This is a genomic window from Pseudomonas donghuensis, assembly GCF_000696345.2.
Lineage (GTDB): Bacteria > Pseudomonadota > Gammaproteobacteria > Pseudomonadales > Pseudomonadaceae > Aquipseudomonas > Aquipseudomonas donghuensis.
Map to the genome: position 1 here is coordinate 1,675,335 of NZ_CP071706.1, position 18,983 is coordinate 1,694,317.

Genomic DNA, 18,983 nt, shown 5'->3' on the forward strand with positions numbered 1-18,983 from the left:
CCGAGACGCGGTGTTTCAAGGCACTCTACCCGCACCGCTGGTCGGGACAGTGGCCGCGCGGGACGGGTTTCTGGCCTTGCGGGCCGAAATCAGAAGCTGATCTTGCCGCGCAACATGTCGCGGTACATGGCGAAATCGCCGATCAGGCTGTACAGCGGGTGTGTGAAGGTGGCCGGGCGGTTTTTCTCGAAGAAGTAGTGCCCGGCCCAGGCAAAGCCGTAACCGGCAAAGGGCAAGGCCAGCAGCGACCGCCAGCTGCCGCTGCCCACGGCAAAGGCGAGCACGGCGATGACCAGGCTGGTGCCGACGAAATGCAGGCGGCGGCACATCGGGTTGCTGTGCTCGCTCAGGTAGTAAGGGTAGAACTCGGCAAAACTGCGAAACTGCTGAGGGCTGTTCACGACATTGCTCCAGAGGCTTCTCGACCTGACGAAGATACACGGCGTGGAGCCTGATCTGAGTCTAGAGTGAGTAACACGACAGAGCAGTGACAATAGGCGCCAATTGAGTATCCTTTGAGTTCGCCGCAGGAGCGGCTTGCCGGTAAGAAAAGAAGCCAGCCATGAGCGAAAGAACCACTTCAGCAAGCTGGGCATCAGGGATCGTCAAGGCACTCGAACTGGAAGGGCTCGATTGCCGTGCCATGTTCAAGCAACTTGGCCTGGATTTCGCTTCGCTCGACGACCCCGACGCACGTTTCACCCAGGATTCCATGACCCGCCTCTGGCAACTGGCGGTCGATCTTTCCGGCAACCAGGCGATCGGCCTGAACATGGCACGGGTGGTACGCCCGGCGTCCTTTCATGTGGTCGGTTACGCGCTGATGTCGAGCCGCACCCTGGCCGAAGGTTTCGAGCGGCTGGTGCGCTATCAGCGGATCATCGCTGAAAGCTCCGACTTGAGTTTTCGTCTGCAGCCCGATGGTTATGCGCTGATTCTTACCGTCCATGGCGATCACCTGCCGCCTACCCGGCATAGCGCCGAAGCCTCGCTGGCCTGCGCGCTGTCGCTGTGCAGCTGGCTCAGCGGGCGGGTGATCCAGCCGCGCCGGGTGCTGATCCAGGGGTTGCAGCCCAAGGACCTGACACCTTACAAGACTGCCTTCCATGCCCCGCTGGAATTCAGCGCGCCGCACGATGCGCTGGTGTTCGAGCGCGCCGACATGGAGGCGCCGCTGCCAACCGCCAATGAAGCCATGGCCGTGCTGCACGACCGTTTTGCCGGCGAGTACCTGGCGCGTTTCTCGGAAAGCCGCGTCACCCACCGTGCACGCCAGGTGCTGTGCCGGGTGCTGCCCCAGGGCGAGCCCAAGCGTGAAACCATCGCCCAGGCCCTGCACTTGTCGCAGCGCACCTTGCAGCGGCGCTTGCAGGAAGAGGGCACGAGTTTTCAGACGTTGCTGGACGATACCCGTCGGGAGCTTGCCGAGCAGTACCTGGCGCAACCCAACATGACCCTGCTGGAAGCCGCCTACCTGTTGGGTTTTGCCGACCCGAGCAATTTCTTCAGGGCATTTCGCCGTTGGTTCAACGCCACGCCTGGCGAGTACCGGGCGCGTTTGAGCGGGGCCGCGACAGCCCCGCTGGAGAATGGATCGGTCAGTGACGCCAGAACGCCGGCATACATAGCACCAGCACCGTAATGATTTCCAGGCGGCCAAGGAGCATGCCGAAGGCCAGGATCCACTTTGCCGCATCCGGGAGGGTGGCGAAGTTGCCCGCCGGGCCTATGGTTTCCCCAAGGCCCGGGCCAACGCCCGATACGGTGCTGGCGGCACCGGTCAGCGCCGTCATCCAATCGACGCCCAGCAGCGACAAGGCCAGGGCGATGACGCAGATGGTGATGGCGAAGAAGAACGAGAACGTCAGGATCGAACGCACGATCTCTTCATCGAGACGGTGACCGTTGTACTTCTGCTTGATCACCGCCCGAGGGTGAATCAGCTGGTTCAGGTTGGCCTTGAGCAGGATGTAGGCGACCTGGAAGCGGAAGATCTTGATCCCGCCGGCGGTCGAGCCCGAGCAGCCACCGACAAAGCCCAGGTAGAAGAACAGCATCAGCGAGAAGTTGCCCCACAGGCTGTAGTCGCCCAGGGCAAAACCGGTGGTGGTCACTACCGAGGTCACGTTCAGCGCCACGTGACGCAGGGCATCGAGCCAGTGCAGGTCGGTGGTGGCCCAGTACCAGGTGCCCAGCACCAGCCAGGTGGCCAGCAACATGGCCAGCAGCCCCTGCACCTGTTGGTCCTTGATCAGTGCCTTGCGGTTGCCGCGGATGGTCGCCACGTACAGGGCGAACGGCAAGCTGCCAAGAATCATCACCACCACCGCGACCCAGTGCACCGCCGGCATGTCCCATTTGGCCAGGGACTGGTCGGAGGTGGAGAAGCCACCGGTGGAAATCGCCGACATGGCATGGTTGATCGCATCGAAGACGTTCATGCCGGCCAGCCAGAACGCCAGGGCGCCGAGGGTGGTGATGCCGATGTACACCAGCACGATCGACTTGGCGACCATGTGCGAGCGCGGCATGACCTTTTCCGAGCGGTCCGAGGACTCGGTCTGGAACAGGCGCATGCCACCAATACGCAGCAGCGGCAGGATCGCCACGGCCATGGCGATAAAGCCGATACCGCCGAGCCAGTGCAGCAGCGAGCGCCACATCAGGATGCCTGGCGACATGCTGTCGAGGCCGCTAAGGACGGTAGCGCCGGTGGCGGTGATACCGGACATGCTTTCGAAAAAGGCATCGGTGTAGCTAATGTGCTGGGTCAGCAAGAACGGCAGGGCAGCGAAGATGCACACCACCAGCCAGCTGCTGACCGTCAGCAGGTACATGTCGCGGGGGCGCAGGTGCACGTGCTCGGGGCGGCCCTGGATGACCAGGGCAAGGCCGGCAACAAAGGTGATCATGCTGGCCCAGAGGAACGACGGCAGGTCGCCCGTGCGATCGAAGATCACCAGGGTGGCCATGGGCACGACCATGCTGATCGCCAGGGTGATCAGGAAGATGCCGATGATGAAACCAATGATCCTTAAGGTCGGCAACGCCATGTGATCTGCTCTGACTCGAAACGGAAGGGCGCCATTCTACCTATGGACCTTTTTAAGTAAACGCTAGAATAGCCTGACATTTATTCACAAGGGGTAGCCAATGGAGGCTCTCGACGCATTGCTCAACCGTGTTTCGGTTCCACGTCTGATGGACCCGGCACCTAATGCCGCACAACGCGAGGCGCTGTTTCGGGCCGCCCTGCGTGCGCCGGACCACGGCCAGTTGCGGCCCTGGCGCTTTCTGACGGTCGAGGGCGAGGCGCGCTTCAAGCTTGGCCAGTTGCTGGCCGACGCGGTGAAACTCAACGGTGACGCCAGCGACGCGGCCCTCGACAAGGCCCGGGCCATGCCCTTGCGGGCACCGTTGCTGGTGGTTGTGGTCGCGCGCCTGCAGGATCATTTCAAGGTGCCGCAGTCCGAGCAGCGCCTGGCGGCCGGTTGTGCGGCCCATGGCATTCTGCTGGCCGCCCATGCCCAGGGTATCGGTGCGGTGTGGCGCACCGGTGAGCTGTCGTACAGCAAGCATGTGGCCAAAGGGCTGGGGCTGGCGGATAACGAAGAGATCATCGCCTTCCTGTACCTGGGTACGCCGCAGCATGAGCCGCGCACGGCGCCGGTGCTGGCGACCGCTGACTTCGTCAGTGCCTGGGGGTAAGTTTTTGTAGGGGCTGTGCCGCCCCTATCGCCGGCAAGGCCGGCTCCCACAGTGGACCTGTGTGCACCGGACCTGTGGGAGCTGGCTTTGCCAGCGATGGGCTGCGCAGCAGCCCCGGCATTCTCAAGCCTTGCCCGGCCCGACTAGCGGCAATTCCAGCCTGGCCACAAACCCGCCTTCCGGGTGATTGCCCAGGCTCAGGTTGCCGCCATGGCGCTCCGCCGCCTTGCGCGCAATGGCCAGCCCCAGGCCGTGGCCCGCGGCGCTTTGCCCGGGCGCGCGGAAGAACGGTTCGCCCAGCTGCGCCAGATGCTCCTGGGCCACGCCGGGGCCATGGTCGCGCACGCTCAGTACAATCCTGTCGTTATCCCGTACCCCGGTGATTTCGATCGGCTGCCCGGCAGGATTGAAGCGCACCGCATTGCGCAGCAGGTTGTCCAGCGCCCGCTCAAGCAGGGTCGGCCAGCCTTGCAGGTACAGCCCGGTTTCATGCTGCAGCTGGATCTCCTGCTCCGGCGCGCCCAGTTGCGCGTCCTTGTGCACCGACGCCAACAGCGTATCGAGGTCCACCGGCTCAGCCCGTGCTTGTTCGGCGTCGACCCTGGCCAGCACCAGAATCTCGCTGATCAGCGCTTCCAGACGGTCGCACTCGCGGGTCAGGCGTGGCCACAGGGCTTGGCGCTGCTCGGGTCCGGCGCGTTCGGCCAGGGCCAGGGCGATGCGCAGGCGTGCCAGGGGCGAGCGCAGTTCATGGGATACATCGCGCAACAGCTGGCGCTGGCTGCCGATCAGGCTCTGCAGCCGAGCCCCCATGCGGTTGAAGTCATTGGCCAGCACGCCGAACTCATCACGGCGGTTGGCCAGGCGTGCCAGGCTGTTCTGCTGGTAGGCGGTTTGCCCCAGGTCATGCACGGCGCCGCGCAGGCGGCTCAGGGGGCGCGTGATCGACAGGGTCACCAGCAGGCTGAACAGGGTCAGCACCACCAAGGCAATCCCCAGCGCACTCAGCGGCCAGAGCAGGCTGTCGCGGTGCCAGGCGTCCAGCTCCGGGTGCGGAATGCGGTAGATAAACAGGTAGGTCTCACCGCTGTCGGGGCTGGTGTACTCCTCGGTCAGGCGTCGCCACGGCAGGTGCCTTTCGTCATTGTGGCGGCGTGCTTCGAAAGCGGCGGCGCGGCGCGGGAAGGTCCCAGGTACCACGGCATCGCCACTGTCATTGAGTACCTGCACGTCGATGTTGTAGCGGCGCTTGCGGTGTTCCAGGTAATGCTGGGCATGTTCCGGCCCTTGCTGCTCATAGCGTTGGGTCCAGTTCTTGGCCAGGGTGCTGAGGCCTGGATGGCGACTGAGAATCCAGGCGTCCTGGTTGAGCATGTGGCCGAGCAGGATCGACAGCCCGGCAACCAGGGCGATGGCCAGCCAGAAACTGGCCAGGATGCGCCAGAACAATGAACGCAAAAGAGACACCTCTAACGGAAAAAGCCCGGTCTGCTGGGGCAGGCCGGGCGGGCGACTGACAGCTTACTGGGCCTTTTTGGCTTTTTCAGCTTTCCAGGCTTTGAACTCGGCCCATTCGGCGCGGCGTTCATCCTGCTTCTTCTTCATTTCGTCGAACTGCTTTTGCTGTTCGGGTTTGAGCAGGGCACGAATCTCGGCCTGGGTTTTGTCTCGCTTGGCCTTGAGCTCATCTTTCAGGGCCTGCTGGTCGGCGGCCGGGAGTTTTTCCAGGTAGCGCTGGGTGATTTCGTGGCGGCTCTTCATCTGCTCGCCCATTAGCTTGCCGATCTGCTGGCGCTGTTCGCGGCTCAGGTCCAGCTGGGCGAAAGGCGCTCCACCGCGGTGGTGCTCGCCGCCACCGCGGTGGTACTCGCCTTGGTGCTCGCTATGATGCTCCCCGTGCGGAGGGCCGCCAGCATCAGGCATGGCCATGGCGACGGTAGGCAGGGCGGCAGCGAGCATCAGGGCGATAAGGGTCTTGCGCATGGTAACTCTCCTTTTTGAGGCCGGTGATTACCGGATGTACCCAGTCTAGAGAGATCAAGGTCAGTGGCGGTCAGGCAAGGGTAAAGCTTGAGTAAAGACGCCTGGTCGCCGTGCTGACATTACAGGCTGTAGTAGTAACCGCGGCTGCGCAGGGCAACGATGCGCGGGCGCCCGTCCGCGTGCGGGCCGATCTTCTTGCGCAGGTTGCTGACATGCATGTCCAGGCTGCGGTCGTACAGGGTCAATTTGCGGCCCAGGGCGAGCTGTGCCAGTTCCTGCTTGTCCAGCGGCTCGCCGGGCTGGCGTAGCAGGGCTTCGAGGATGCGGCTTTCGGAGAGGGTCAGGGTCAGTTCGTGCTCATCGATGCTGACCACGCCACGGGCCGGGCTGAAGCACAGGTCGCCAATTTCCACCTGGCTGGGCGTCGCACTCGGGTGGCTGCGGCGTAGCACGGCGCGCAGACGGGCGGTGAGCTCGCGCGGATCGCAGGGTTTGGCCAGGTAATCGTCGGCACCCAGTTCCAGGCCGAGAATGCGGTCCAGCGGCTCTCCACGGGCCGAGAGCATCAGCACCGGCAATTCGGTGTGCTCACTGCGCAGTTGCTTGAGCAGTTCCAGGCCGCTGCCGTCGGGCAGCATCACATCCAGCACCACGGCGGCCGGCGCTTGTTCAGCCAGGGCCCGGCGGGCACTCTGGCCATCGTGGCAGGCACGTACCACGAAACCTTCCTGGGTCAGCCAGCTGCCGAGCAGCTCGCAGAGTTCCTGGTCATCATCAATCAGTAACAGCTCGCTCATGACTCACTCAATTCAACCATTGCCGACGCTTTCTGTGTCCGCCACTGGCAAAGATACCGCAGAGTGCCGCAAACAGGGCAACTGCGCCACCAATCAAAAACCATTGTTGCTGGTCGGTGATGAGTTTCGGTGCGGCGCTGGCCTGTGATTCCTTGATCGCCAGTTTCAGGCGCTGGTTTTCCTGGCGCAGGCGGGTGAGCTGGGCGCTTTCGCGTTCGCTGTCGGCGTTGTGCAGTTGCTGGACCAGGGTTTCGCGCAAGCGCTCGCTTTCCTTCAGGCGCTGTTGCAGCTCGGTGATCTGGCTACCGGCACTGAGCGACAACGGGGTGCTGGAGCCGGCGGGCTCTTCGGCCTGGGCGAAGGGGGTCAGCAGCAACAGGCACAGCAGCAGGGACAACGGACCTTGACGCATCGGAACTCCTGATTCCATTGAGTGGTTCAGGAGGTTGTCGGCCATCAGGCGAGAATAATGAGCAGTTGCGCAGCGAAAGCTGCAAAGGGCGGTGTGCCTGCTCGGCCACCGCCCCAGGGGATTACGGCAGGACTTGCTTGAACGGCTTGACGATGACGTTGGCGTAGACGCCAGCGGCAATGTACGGGTCGGCATCGGCCCAGGCCTGGGCGGCGCTCAGCGAGTCGAACTCGGCGACGATCAGGCTGCCGGTGAAGCCAGCGGCGCCGGGGTCGTTGCTGTCGATCGCCGGGTGCGGGCCGGCCAGGACCACACGGCCTTGTTCCTTGAGCTGCAGCAGGCGTTCGATGTGCGCCGGGCGGGCGGCCAGGCGTTTTTCCAGCGAATCGGCTACGTCTGTGGCAATGATGGCGTAAAGCATGTCATTCCTCGTGCTTAGGGGTTGAAGGCGGGGTGCTGGGGTCGCTGTCGTGCAGGTGACGGGACAGGTAGACGCCCTGGGCCACCAGGAACAGCACGGTCATGCCCAGGCTGCCGAACACCTTGAAGTCGACCCAGATGCTCTGGAAGGTGAAGGCGACGAACAGGTTGGCCGCGCCGCAGAACAGGAAAAAGCCGATCCAGGCGATGTTCAGGCGCGTCCATACCGGCTCCGGCAGGGTCAGGGCGTGGCCCATGATGCGCTTGATCAGCACCCGGTCACCGATGAAGTGGCTGCCGGCAAAGGCCAGGGCGAACAGCCAGTTGACCACCGGCGCCTTCCATTTGAGGAAGGTTTCGCTGTGAAAGGCCAGGGTCAGGCCGCCGAATACCAGGCAGGCGACCAGGGTCAGCCACTGGCCCTTCTCCAGCTTGCGCTGGCGAATGAACAGGGCGCCGTAGACCACCAGCGAGCTGATGATCAGCATCGCCGTGGCGCTGTAGATGCCACCGAGCTCGACGCTGTGCCCGGCGAATTCGACGGCACGCGGTTCGAGCTTGTAGACGATGAAGAACAGGAGCAGCGGGATGAAATCGATGAATTGTTTCACAGTGGCAGCCAGAAGCAGGATGTGTCGGCATAATAACAAACATCAATGACAGCGAAAGCGCCACCTATGAATGTTGATCTGCACTGCCACAGTACGGCCTCCGACGGCGCCTTGTCGCCAACGGCACTGGTTGCCCGGGCCCATGAGCACGGCGTGCGGATGCTCTCACTGACCGATCACGACACCCTCGAGGGCCAACTCGAAGCGCGCGCCGCGACCCAGGCGCTGGGGATGCAGTGGGTCAGCGGCATCGAGCTGTCGTGCACCTGGGGCGGGGCGACCATCCACGTGCTGGGCTACAACTTCCCGCTCGACGCCGCGCCATTGCAGGCCGCGGTCGAGTCGCTGCACCGTGGTCGCTGGCTGCGTTCGGAAGAAATCGACCGACGGTTGGCGCTCAAGGGCATGAAGGGTGCGCTCGAGGGTGCCCGGGCCATTCAGCAGGAGCTGGGCGACAGCGGCAATGCCCCGGCGCGCCCGCATTTTGCCGAGTACCTGGTGCGCGCAGGCTATGTAAAAGACCGCGCCGAGGCGTTTCGCAAGTGGCTGGGGGCCGGCAAGCTGGGCGATGTGAAGCTGCATTGGCCAACCCTGGAGGACACCGTCCAGACCCTGCGCCAGTCCGATGCCTGGGTCAGCCTGGCCCATCCGATGCACTACGATTTAACCCGCAGCAAGCGCCGCCGGCTGATTGCCGACTATATTCAAGCAGGCGGCCAGGCGCTGGAAGTGGTCAACGGCATGATGCCGGCTGAACAGGTAGGCACTCTGTCGATCCTGGCCCGTGAATTCGGTCTGCTGGCCAGTGCCGGCAGTGATTTCCATGGCCCGGGCACCTGGGGCGAGATCGGTGTCTACCGGCCATTGCCAGAGGACCTGCCACCCCTGTGGCGCCGATTCAAATATGAGCAGCCTATCGCGGCAGTCTGAACAGGAAGAGAACGTGAGTCAGTTTTTCCAGATTCATGCGGAAAACCCGCAACCGCGCTTGATCAAACAGGCCGTCGAAATCATTCGCAAGGGCGGTGTGGTGGTCTATCCCACCGATTCCTCCTACGCCATGGGCTGCCAGATCGGCGACAAGAACGCCGTTGAACGGGTTCGCCGCCTGCGCCAGCTGGACAAGAACCACAACTTCACGCTGATCTGCTGCGACCTGTCGCAGATGGGCCTGTTCGCCAAGATCGATACCGCCACCTTTCGCCTGCTCAAGGCCCATGTGCCGGGGCCGTACACCTTCATCCTCAACGCCACCCGTGAAGTGCCGCGCCTGCTGCTGCACGAAAAGCGCCGCACCATCGGCCTGCGTGTGCCGTCCAACCCGATCGCCCTGGCCCTGCTCGAAGAACTCGGTGAGCCGCTGATGAGCGTGAGCCTGATCATGCCCGGCGAAGACGAGCCGATGACCGACCCCTACGAGATCCGTCAGGCCCTGGAGCATCACGTCGACCTGATCATCGATGGCGGCTTTGGCGACCTCAAGGCCTCGACCGTGATCAGCCTGGCCGGTGACGAGCCGGAAGTGATCCGCGTCGGCTGTGGCGATCCTGCGCCGTTCATGGTCGAAGCGTGAGCCAGGCGACCATCACCGAGCCGAGCATCGATCCGCAAGCAGGGGCTCAGCAGGAACTGCCGCTGGTGCTGGTGTATGGCGAAGCCATGACCGAGATGCCGGTGGACCTGTACATCCCGCCGGATGCCCTGGAAGTGTTCCTGGAGGCCTTCGAGGGCCCACTGGACCTGCTGCTGTACCTGATCCGCAAGCAGAACGTCGACATCCTCGACATTCCGGTGGCGGAAATCACCCGCCAGTACATGGGCTACGTCGAGTTGATGAAGACCGTGCGCCTGGAGCTGGCCGCCGAGTACCTGGTGATGGCGGCGATGCTCGCCGAGATCAAATCGCGGATGTTGCTGCCGCGTTCCGCCGAGGTCGAGGAGGAAGAGGCCGACCCGCGCGCCGAGCTGATCCGTCGCCTGCAGGAGTACGAACGCTTCAAGGCCGCCGCCGAAGGCATCGATGGCCTCAGCCGCGTCGGCCGCGAGGTCGTCGTGCCGCGCCTGGACGCGCCACAGGCCAAGGTGCGTAAACTGTTGCCCGAGGTCAGCCTGGAAGAGCTGCTGGTGTCGATGGCCGAAGTGCTGCGCCGTGGCGACCTGTTCGAAAGCCACCAGGTCAGCCGTGAGGCGCTGTCGACCCGCGAGCGCATGAGCGAAGTGCTTGAACGTCTCAAGGGCGGCGGTTTCGTGCCCTTCGTCGAGTTGTTCACGGCCGAGGAGGGCAAGCTCGGGGTGGTGGTGACCTTCATGGCGATTCTCGAATTGGTCAAGGAATCCTTGATCGAACTGGTGCAAAATGAGCCCTTTGCGCCGATCCATGTCCGCGCCCGCGCCGAGTAACAACTGAGCAAGCCCATGAACCTGAATGAACCGCGCGACCTGGCGCCCCTGCTCGAGGCCTTTTTGCTGGCCTCGGGCAAACCGCAATCCCTCGAGCGCCTGTATGAGCTGTTCGAGGAAGCTGAGCGCCCGGAGCCTGCGGTGTTCAAGAAGGCCCTGGAGGTGCTGCGCAAATCCTGCAATGGCCGCGCCTTCGAGCTCAAGGAAGTGGCCTCGGGTTTCCGCCTGCAGATTCGCGAGGACTACGCGCCCTGGGTCGGCCGGCTGTGGGAAGAGCGCCCGCAGCGCTACTCCCGGGCACTGCTGGAGACCATGGCGCTGATTGCCTACCGTCAGCCCATCACCCGCGGCGAGATCGAAGACGTGCGCGGCGTGGCGGTCAATACCAACATCATCAAGACCCTGCTCGAACGCGAATGGATTCGTATCGTCGGTTACCGTGAAGTGCCCGGCAAACCGGCGATGTTCGCCACCACCAAGGCCTTTCTCGACCACTTCAACCTGAAGAACCTCGACGAGTTGCCGCCCTTGGCCGAATTGCGCGAGATGGAGCCTGCGCCGGAACCTGTGCTGGAACTGGACGACGCGCCGGTGCCGGCGCACCTGCAGGCCCTGGCCGATGCCAGCGCCGAGCCGCAGGAGGCGCCGGAAGAAACCAGCTTCCGCAGCTTGCTGACCGAGCTGGACGCCATGGAAGAAGGGCTCAAGACCGACTTCGATGACTTGATCGACGAAACACCGCTCGACCTCGATGCCGAGCCGTTGGAAACCGAACCGCAGGCGCCGCATCAGTAACCTCGGCCTTCGGGCGCAGAGTCCCGGCAACTTTTGCAATTTCGACTAGTCTCAGGTGCGTTCACGCCGCGATCAGCGTATGATTCGCGACCCTTTTTGGCGCTTGTCCGCCATACCAGATTTTTGTCAATACACCGGGAGGTGCCCAGCATGAGTGAAAAAGACCTGCAAGAAGCCCAGCCATTGCCGCCATCAGGCGAGAAACTGCAAAAAGTGCTCGCCCGTATCGGCGTGGGCTCGCGCCGTGACGTCGAGGCCTGGATCAGCCAGGGCCGGATCAAGGTCAATGGCGTCGATGCCAGCCTTGGCCAGCGCGTCGACCTGCACGATGCGATTTCGGTCGACGGCCGCCTGATCAAGCGCGAAGAAGCCGCCGAAACCGTGCGCCGAGTGATCATGTACAACAAGCCCGACGGCGAAATCTGCACCCGTGACGACCCGGAAGGCCGTCCGACCGTGTTCGACCGCCTGCCACGCCCGAAAGAAGGGCGCTGGATCAACATCGGCCGCCTCGACATCAACACCACCGGCCTGCTGATGTTCACCACCGACGGTGAACTGGCCAACCGCCTGATGCACCCGTCCTATGAAATGGACCGTGAGTACGCGGTGCGTGTGCGGGGTGAAGTCGACGAAGACATGATTGCCCGCCTCAAGGCCGGTGTTGTGCTCGAAGACGGCCCGGCGCGTTTCACCGACATCCAGGAAGCACCTGGCGGTGAAGGCTTCAACCATTGGTACCACTGCGTGGTGATGGAAGGCCGTAACCGTGAAGTACGTCGCCTGTGGGAATCCCAGGGCCTGGTGGTCAGCCGCCTGAAGCGCGTGCGTTTCGGTCCGGTGTTCCTCAACTCCGACCTGCCGATGGGCCGCTGGCGCGAAATGAGCCAGCAGGAAGTCGACATCCTCGCGGCTGAAGTGGGCCTGACTCCGGTGGCCATGCCGGCGTTGAACCACAAGTCCAAGGACAAGCTCGAGCGCCTGCAGCGCAAGTCCACCCGTCCTTTGGGGCGTGGCGAGCGCGTGCGCACCTTGCGTCCGGCTCAGGATGCAGCCACTGCTGGTGAGCGCCCTGCACGTCAGCCCCGTGGTGAAGCCGAACGTCCTGCCCGTCAGCCGCGGGGCGAGGAGCGTCCAGCCCGCCAACCGCGTGGCGAAGCCCCGCGCAAGGACAGTGGCCGTGGCAGCAGCACGGTGGCCGAGCGCCCAAGCGACATGAACAAGCGCGGCAAGCCGGCACCCAAGCGTCCGGGCAGCACCCGCAACAAACCACGCCCGTAAGGTGGGTGGGTAGGCGCGGGCTTGTCCCGCGATTGCGTTGGATCGGATAAATCGTAATCGCGGGGCAAGCCCGTTCCTACAGTGTTGAAGAAGCCAACCTTCGGGTTGGCTTTTTTTTGCTCGAAATTTCCTTGTCTTACAGATACTTCCGTAAGGCGTGGAAAGAATTTAAACCACCTTGTAAATATTTCGTTACAAAGGCTTGCCGGTTATTGGGCTGTTCCTGCGATTTTTTTTCTGCTGTAAACAGAACTTTCCGAGTCGCCCGGGGCGGGGCGCTTTACGTAACCGTCAACAGCTTGCCCGCAGGTCTGCGCAGCGGTGAGATAGGCGCCATTGCGGTGCGTAGCCGGGCCGGAGAGCCAGGCATTGATAAGAACAAATGGAGGCGCTATGTACGCCAATTACCCCCCCAGGCTTGACCCTTTCCTCAGGAACGGTGCGTTTTGTCGTCAGACAGTCACGCAACGTGTTGACCCCTGCGCGTCTGCAGGGGTATACAATGCGCCGCGTTTTAACTGTGACCCCAATGCGTACCTCGCACTCTTGCTGACACCCGGTTGATGCGTCCAGGGCTCTTGCCCGCGACCTGAACCCTCGTCCAAGAACCTTCAAGGTAACCACCTTGTTAATTCCGCTGCGCCACGAGCGCGGTGGGTCCGATTCCGTCACAGATAAAAACAAGCAGGTGACTTCGTTCATGAGTGGACAAAACACGCATTCAGGCGAGCTGAAACGCGGCCTGAAAAATCGCCATATCCAGTTGATCGCCCTGGGCGGTGCAATTGGTACCGGGCTGTTCCTGGGATCGGCCGGGGTGATGAAATCGGCGGGCCCGTCGATGATTCTCGGCTACGCGATCTGTGGCTTCATTGCCTTCATGATCATGCGCCAGCTGGGTGAAATGATCGTTGAAGAGCCGGTAGCCGGTTCCTTCAGTCACTTCGCGCACAAGTATTGGGGTGGTTTTGCCGGCTTTCTCTCCGGTTGGAACTGCTGGATGCTGTACATCCTTGTCGGTATGTCGGAACTCACCGCAGTCGGCAAGTATGTGCACTACTGGTGGCCAGAGATTCCGACCTGGGCCTCGGCGGCAGCCTTCTTCATCCTGATCAACGCGATCAACCTGGCCAACGTCAAAGTGTTTGGCGAGGCCGAGTTCTGGTTCGCGATCATCAAGGTTCTGGCCATTGTCGGCATGATCGCCCTGGGCAGCTGGATGCTGGTCAGTGGTAGCGGCGGCCCGCAGGCTTCGGTGAGCAACCTGTGGGAACATGGCGGCTTCTTCCCCAATGGTGTCAGCGGCCTGGTGATGGCCCTGGCGATCATCATGTTCTCCTTCGGTGGCCTGGAAATGCTCGGTTTCACCGCCGCTGAAGCCGACAAGCCGAAGACCGTGATCCCCAAAGCGATCAACCAGGTGATCTACCGCATCCTGATTTTCTACATCGGTGCCCTGGTGGTGCTGCTGTCGCTGACGCCATGGGACAGCCTGGTTACCAGCCTGGACTCGGCCGGTGGCACTTATGGTGCAAGCCCGTTCGTGCAGGTGTTCTCGCTGCTCGGTAGCGATGTTGCCGCGCACATCCTCAACTTCGTGGTGCTGACTGCGGCGTTGTCGGTGTACAACAGCGGTACCTACTGCAATGCCCGCATGCTCTACGGCATGGCCGAGCAGGGCGATGCTCCGGCCAGCCTGTCGAAGATCGACAAGCGCGGTGTGCCGGTACGCTCGATCCTGGCCTCTGCTGCAGTGACCCTGGTGGCCGTACTGCTCAACTACTTCATGCCGCAGCATGCACTGGAGCTGCTGATGTCGCTGGTGGTGGCTACCCTGGTGATCAACTGGGCGATGATCAGCTACTCGCACCTGAAGTTCCGCCAGCACCTGGACAAGACCGGCCAGACGCCGCTGTTCAAGGCGCTGTGGTACCCCTATGGCAACTACATCTGCCTGGCCTTCGTGGTGCTGATCCTGGGCATCATGCTGCAGATCCCGGGCATCCAGATCTCGGTCTATGCGATTCCGGTCTGGCTGCTGGTGATGGGCGTGTGCTATAGCCTGAAAACCAACCGCAGCAAAGCCACGGTCGCAGCCAGCCCTGCACCGCTCAAGCGCTGATTCAAATGGTTGAACGAACGCCCCGCTGCGCGGGGCGTTTTGCTTTACAGGTAGATGATTTCGAGGGTGCCTGAACCATCGAGCTGGATATCCTGGCGGTTGTCCAGTTCGTTGGTCGGGGCGATCACCGGCAGTATGTTGACTGTCGCGTTGAGGTTGCGAATGGCCACCGGTCCCTTCGCGGTCATGGCTTCATCGCTGAAGCCGAGTACGGTGGTATCGGCAATGCTCCTCGGCTCGCTGCCCGAATCGCTCCAGCCGATGCCGCCGGCAGTGGATTGGGTCAGGTAAACCGCCGCTAGCTGGTCGGCAGTGATCGACTGCGGGTCGAACTGTACTTCATACAAGCCGATCCTGTTCTCGGCGCCATCGCGTCCCAGGCCATAGAAAATCAGCGAGTTGACCAGCGAGCTGCCGTCACGGTTGTCGTGCATGCGCAAGGCATAACGCGCCGGGCTGTCACAATTGATCGACAGGTTCAATTGACGGGTGGGCAGGCGCGTACGCCGGTCGCTGTTCAGGCTTTGGCTGGTGATCCTGCCGTAGTCCACTACGCCTCCCTGGGACAGGCTCGGGGTACAGGCTGCTGGGATGATCTGCCAGTGTATGGCCAGTTCGGCTGTGCTGCCCGACGCTGGGGCGTGAAGTTGCCCGGTGCTTCTGAACTGCGTCGACTCACGCACGGCAAAGGCCTGGGCATCGAGTTCGCCCTCAAGCACCAGGGTCAGGTTGAGGTTGCGACCTTTTAGCGGTTTACCCGCCGCCACCGGGGTGATGCCGCTGCGTGGCTGCCAGTTCAGGTGGGCGTTGGCCGGGGCCGGAACTGCCCCGGGCTGATCGAGGCGGGCCAGGTCCACGCGCACGCCGTCGACAAAGGCATCGCTGGCTTGCAATCGATAGTGGCCCGAGCCCGCCAGCGCGAAGCGCTCCTTGTCCAGGCCGTTGGCGCTGTAGAACAGGCTAAGGTCGGCAGGGTCGTTGCAGCTCATGCTCAGTTGCGCGGTCTTTTTCGCCAATGCCAGGCCAGGGCTGCCGGCTTCCAGTCGGCTTCGATCAAGCGTCCCGTAGTCCAGTGGATCAGGGCTGACCTGTAGCCGGCATTCGGCCGCCATGGCCGACAGTGGCAAGACGAACAGCAATAGCAGGGGGGGGAGGGTGTTCATGTGCTGGCGCATCCTCTTCGGGCTGCCGAGTAGGCTGACGACACAAGGTCTGATTGCCAGGGGCAGGTCGTCGCTGGGGCTCAACTGCATGTGCGTTGAGCCTGGGTGTAGTAGCTGTCGGTGGTGTTGCCAGTGTCCGGTTCCAGAGTGACTCGGCACTCTTTGGCCTGATGGTCGCTGACGATCAGGTGGCCAATGTCATCGCTGTTATCGATGAACACCAGGCCGCCGGGCTGCACCAGGTTGATGAAGCGGCCGCGGTCATCGAATACCGAAGCACCGCTGGCCAGCGGCTGGCCGCTGTTGTCGAGCAGGGTCAGCAGCACCCGACGCGTGCTCCAGGCCCTGAAACTCAGGCGCGGCACCGCGCCACGGTGGGCGCGCAGCACGCCGGCACCCTCATCGACATTGATGTTGATCGGCAAGCTCTGGGTATCGATCTGGACCGGGCTGCGACCGTAGGCGGCCAGGGCGGGAATCACCGCATGCCCTGTATGGTCGGTCCACACCGGGCCGCTGGGGGTGCTGGCCTTGACCCCGGGGGTATCGGTGACCGAGAGGATGGCAAAGGTATCGCGGATCGGGTAGGGCGTTGGTGTGATGCCTGCGCCGTGCACTGCAACGCCTCCGCGCAGGCCCAGGTTGTAGTTGCTGTTATCACCGTCGCCGCTGTAGTTCAGGTCCAGCTGGGTATAGCGCGGCAAGGCCGAGAGGCCGGCGCTGGCCAGCGTACTGGAATCTCCCGAACGATGCTCGGCGCCCAGGCGATAGCCGAAGCTGTCGTTTACCTGTTCGTTGTAGGCCAGCGTGCTGTTGCTGTGCCCGCCGCTGTGGCGGACACTGCTGCGCAAACGGCGTTTGCCGTCCAGCGGAATGCTGGCGCTGAAGTACAGGGCATCGTCGTTGTAGCCATTGCTGCTGCCGACGGACTTTTCCATCGTGGCTGACAGGGTCAGCCCACCGTAGCTGTTGCCCCAGGACAGAAATAGGCGTTGATTGCTGTCATGCTCGTAATAGGTGGTTTGCGTGTAGCCGAGGTTGAAGCTGCCCAGGGCGGCGCTAGCCCAGCGCAAACTGGTACTGAGCTGATCACGGTAGCTGGACCAGTGCTCCTCGTTGTCCCGGTTGGTGCTGTCGAGCAGCTCCCGGTAACCACGGGTGCGATGATTGCCGGCCACCAGGCTCGACCATTGCTCATTCAGTTGCCAGTTGAGCTGACCGCCCAGTTGGGCGCCGCTCTTGTCCAGCGTGGTTGCTTGTGAGCCGAGGGTAAAGACTTCGCCGTTGAGCTGGGGGGTAAGTACTGTGCCCACGCTGGCCCCCAGTCCCCGGTACCCCTGGGCGAGGATCACGCCGCTGCTCAGGCTTGAGCGATCTCCCAATGCGCCTGTCTGGCCCAGGCTCACCACTGCTGGGTCGTCGCTGTCATGACCGTGGCTGCGCACAACCCCGGCGCCGACGCTGAAACCGGTTTGCGGGCGAACGCTGGCGGTCAGGTTGGCCGGTACGCGAAAGCGTCGTTGCTCACCGTTGGTCTCGATGACGGTGACCTCAAGGTCCGAACGCGAAGTGATGCGCGGAATGTTGCTGATGGTAAACGGCCCGGGCTGGACCACGGTGCTGTACAGCAATGCGCCGTTCTGGTGGATTTCGACCCGCGCCTGACTGTTGGCAATGCCTTGCACGCTGGCATTGTCCAGTTGCGAGAGCAGGCCATATTCGGGGGTTACCTGCGCCCCGATGATCTGCGCGCCGTTGAGCACCGGGTTGACCAGGCTGATTTCGCCAGCCTGGAACAGGCTGCGATGCTCGGCGAAGCTGCGCTGTACATAGGTGTCGAGCATTTCGCTGTGCACCTTGCCGTCGAAGCGGCTGTGCACCTGGCGGCTGCGCAGGATCCAGTTGTCCATGTTCAATCCCAGTTCGGTGTTGGCTGCCGCGTAACGGCTGGACTGGCCGTCGTAGCGGTTGAACGAGCTGAACAGGTCGTAGTTCAGCAGGCCGGCAACCCCGCCCTGGTTATAGTTTTGCGACAGTTGACGGTGCTGCACCAGGGCCTGGTCGGGGACGACGACCTGCACCCGGTGTTGCCCTGGCTGCAGCTCGACCTGCGCCTGAGGGAAGGCCTCGCCCAGTTCGAGGCAGGCCGGATCGACCGGGGCATCCTGCTCGTCCAGGGTAGTGGGCCAGTCGGCGGGGCGCTCGATCCCGGCAAATGCCAGCAACGCGTCATCGAAGCACAAGCTGCCGTCCTGGCTGAAGCGGGCCTGGGTGGCACCCTTGTCGCGGCCATTGACCGTCAGGCTGATTTGCTGGCGGCCGGGCGGGAAGCGCGTTTGTCGGCCGAACAAGGCCGCCAGCTTCGGATCGATGCCACGCTGGCGCAGCACTTCCTGGTCGAACACGCTGTGCTCGGCGTGAACGGGTTCATTGGCCGCCTGCGCAGGTTTCAGGGTATCCAGGCCCAGCAATGTCAGGCACAGGCCGAGTATCAGTTGCTCGCGCGGGCGCTTTTTGCCCAGGGCGTCATCGGGGGTGCTCACAGGATGCTTGCCTCGAAGGGGTCGACCGCAAAGCCATAAACCGTGGCCGGCTGAAAGCGCACGGTAGTGGCCGCGGCGGCGGCATCAGGCAAGTCGAGTGTGATGGTTTCGTGGGCCAGGACGTAGTTGCGGCCCAGGTCCAGTGAGTGCTGACCAGGCAGCAGTTGCAGCTCCTGGGCCAGGCGAACGACGTAAGGCGTGTTGTTCTCTACGCGCAATTGCTTGCCATCCACGCGCCAGACCAGCCCTTTCCAGGGCTCGCTGTTGCGTGCCAAGCCCTTGGGGTGAAGGATGACCGGAAGGTTCTGGCGCACGCCGAAGTTGACCCGCATGTTCTGGGTGCTACCGGGAGCGGTTTCGCGAATGCCTTCGAAGATCACCCGGCGCAGGCGCTGGCTGTGCAGAGGCTCCTTGCCCACATAGTGGAAGATCACCTGTTGTTCCTTGCCGGCTTCCACCCGGGCGACCGTGGGCTGGACCACCAGCAGGTTGTCGTTGTCTTCAGCTGGGTTCTCGATGAACACCGCCAGCAGGGCGGCTTATGGGTCGGTATTGGTCACCACGAATTCACTGCCGCTGGCGCGGGCTTCTTCGACGATGACCACTGAGGTTCTGGGCACCATACCGTCGGCGTATGCCTGGGGCAGGGGTAGGGTGCAGAGAAGAATTGCAGGCAGCAGGGGGCCTGCAACGAGTTTGCACGCTTTGATCATGGTCGCTGTTCAGTGCTGGGCGTCGGGCGCAGCTC

General features: G+C 62.9%; 19 protein-coding genes. 8 read left to right on the forward strand and 11 right to left on the reverse strand.

What is annotated here, in order from left to right:
• Positions 1 to 89: 89 nt before the first annotated feature.
• Positions 90 to 401: an Mpo1-like protein gene (locus tag BV82_RS07680; protein WP_010223035.1), complete on the reverse strand. Its 312-nt coding sequence runs from the start codon at positions 399 to 401 to the stop codon at positions 90 to 92.
• Between the two features lie 161 nt (positions 402 to 562).
• Here BV82_RS07680 and BV82_RS07685 point away from each other — a divergent pair, with 161 nt between their 5' ends.
• On the forward strand, positions 563 to 1,642 hold the full coding sequence (locus BV82_RS07685; RefSeq protein WP_010223034.1) for an AraC family transcriptional regulator: 1,080 nt from the start codon (positions 563 to 565) through the stop codon (positions 1,640 to 1,642).
• Here the strand turns inward: BV82_RS07685 and BV82_RS07690 are convergent.
• Complete coding sequence (locus BV82_RS07690; RefSeq protein ID WP_010223033.1) at positions 1,599 to 3,053, reverse strand: TrkH family potassium uptake protein; 1,455 nt, start codon at positions 3,051 to 3,053, stop codon at positions 1,599 to 1,601. The two genes, BV82_RS07685 and BV82_RS07690, sit on opposite strands and share 44 nt — an antisense overlap.
• A 100-nt stretch (positions 3,054 to 3,153) precedes the next feature.
• On the opposite strand from BV82_RS07690, the gene BV82_RS07695 reads away from it, so the two are divergent.
• Positions 3,154 to 3,708: an NAD(P)H nitroreductase gene (locus tag BV82_RS07695; protein WP_010223032.1), complete on the forward strand. Its 555-nt coding sequence runs from the start codon at positions 3,154 to 3,156 to the stop codon at positions 3,706 to 3,708.
• 123 nt (positions 3,709 to 3,831) lie between these two features.
• Here the strand turns inward: BV82_RS07695 and BV82_RS07700 are convergent, their stop codons facing one another.
• The 6 genes from BV82_RS07700 to BV82_RS07725 form a co-directional block, all read right to left on the reverse strand.
• Positions 3,832 to 5,166, reverse strand: coding sequence for a sensor histidine kinase (locus BV82_RS07700; RefSeq protein WP_036994246.1), 1,335 nt, complete (start codon positions 5,164 to 5,166; stop codon positions 3,832 to 3,834).
• 63 nt (positions 5,167 to 5,229) lie between these two features.
• Positions 5,230 to 5,691 carry a Spy/CpxP family protein refolding chaperone gene (locus tag BV82_RS07705; RefSeq protein ID WP_010223030.1) on the reverse strand — a complete coding sequence of 154 codons (462 nt, stop codon included), beginning with the start codon at positions 5,689 to 5,691 and terminating at the stop codon, positions 5,230 to 5,232.
• 119 nt (positions 5,692 to 5,810) lie between these two features.
• Positions 5,811 to 6,488, reverse strand: coding sequence for a response regulator transcription factor (locus BV82_RS07710; RefSeq protein ID WP_010223029.1), 678 nt, complete (start codon positions 6,486 to 6,488; stop codon positions 5,811 to 5,813).
• Positions 6,489 to 6,495: 7 nt separating this feature from the next.
• Positions 6,496 to 6,900, reverse strand: coding sequence for an SH3 domain-containing protein (locus BV82_RS07715; RefSeq protein ID WP_010223028.1), 405 nt, complete (start codon positions 6,898 to 6,900; stop codon positions 6,496 to 6,498).
• Positions 6,901 to 7,021: 121 nt separating this feature from the next.
• The gene (locus tag BV82_RS07720) at positions 7,022 to 7,321 is read right to left on the reverse strand and encodes a YciI family protein (RefSeq protein WP_010223027.1); all 300 of its coding nucleotides are present in this window, start codon (positions 7,319 to 7,321) and stop codon (positions 7,022 to 7,024) included.
• Position 7,322: 1 nt separating this feature from the next.
• Positions 7,323 to 7,931 (reverse strand): septation protein A, encoded by a 609-nt coding sequence (locus tag BV82_RS07725; protein WP_036994247.1) that lies wholly within the window; start codon positions 7,929 to 7,931, stop codon positions 7,323 to 7,325.
• A gap of 66 nt (positions 7,932 to 7,997) precedes the next feature.
• Here BV82_RS07725 and BV82_RS07730 point away from each other — a divergent pair, with 66 nt between their 5' ends.
• The 6 genes from BV82_RS07730 (at position 7,998) to BV82_RS07755 (ending at position 14,529) form a co-directional block, all read left to right on the forward strand.
• The gene (locus BV82_RS07730; RefSeq protein ID WP_010223025.1) at positions 7,998 to 8,861 is read left to right on the forward strand and encodes a PHP domain-containing protein; all 864 of its coding nucleotides are present in this window, start codon (positions 7,998 to 8,000) and stop codon (positions 8,859 to 8,861) included.
• A gap of 13 nt (positions 8,862 to 8,874) precedes the next feature.
• Complete coding sequence (locus tag BV82_RS07735) at positions 8,875 to 9,504, forward strand: L-threonylcarbamoyladenylate synthase (protein ID WP_010223024.1); 630 nt, start codon at positions 8,875 to 8,877, stop codon at positions 9,502 to 9,504.
• Positions 9,505 to 9,632: 128 nt separating this feature from the next.
• On the forward strand, positions 9,633 to 10,331 hold the full coding sequence (locus BV82_RS07740; protein ID WP_162471132.1) for a segregation and condensation protein A: 699 nt from the start codon (positions 9,633 to 9,635) through the stop codon (positions 10,329 to 10,331).
• Between the two features lie 15 nt (positions 10,332 to 10,346).
• Positions 10,347 to 11,126, forward strand: a complete 780-nt coding sequence (gene scpB, locus BV82_RS07745) for an SMC-Scp complex subunit ScpB (RefSeq protein WP_036994248.1) — start codon at positions 10,347 to 10,349, stop codon at positions 11,124 to 11,126.
• Positions 11,127 to 11,276: 150 nt separating this feature from the next.
• Positions 11,277 to 12,407 (forward strand): 23S rRNA pseudouridine(2605) synthase RluB, encoded by a 1,131-nt coding sequence (rluB, locus tag BV82_RS07750; RefSeq protein WP_010223021.1) that lies wholly within the window; start codon positions 11,277 to 11,279, stop codon positions 12,405 to 12,407.
• Positions 12,408 to 13,107: 700 nt separating this feature from the next.
• Entirely contained in the window at positions 13,108 to 14,529 is a 1,422-nt protein-coding gene (locus BV82_RS07755; protein ID WP_010226617.1) for an amino acid permease, read from the forward strand.
• 44 nt (positions 14,530 to 14,573) lie between these two features.
• Here BV82_RS07755 and BV82_RS07760 read toward each other — a convergent pair whose 3' ends face one another.
• The 3 genes from BV82_RS07760 to BV82_RS07770 all read right to left on the reverse strand — a co-directional run bounded on the left by BV82_RS07760 (position 14,574) and on the right by BV82_RS07770 (position 18,759).
• A complete protein-coding gene (locus BV82_RS07760; protein ID WP_010226618.1) occupies positions 14,574 to 15,692 on the reverse strand; it encodes a DUF1120 domain-containing protein in 1,119 nt (372 codons plus the stop codon).
• Positions 15,693 to 15,772: 80 nt separating this feature from the next.
• Positions 15,773 to 18,235: a fimbria/pilus outer membrane usher protein gene (locus tag BV82_RS07765; RefSeq protein WP_051636704.1), complete on the reverse strand. Its 2,463-nt coding sequence runs from the start codon at positions 18,233 to 18,235 to the stop codon at positions 15,773 to 15,775.
• Complete coding sequence (locus tag BV82_RS07770; protein WP_244993533.1) at positions 18,232 to 18,759, reverse strand: fimbria/pilus periplasmic chaperone; 528 nt, start codon at positions 18,757 to 18,759, stop codon at positions 18,232 to 18,234. The genes BV82_RS07765 and BV82_RS07770 overlap by 4 nt, the downstream gene beginning before the upstream one ends.
• Positions 18,760 to 18,983: the final 224 nt, after the last annotated feature.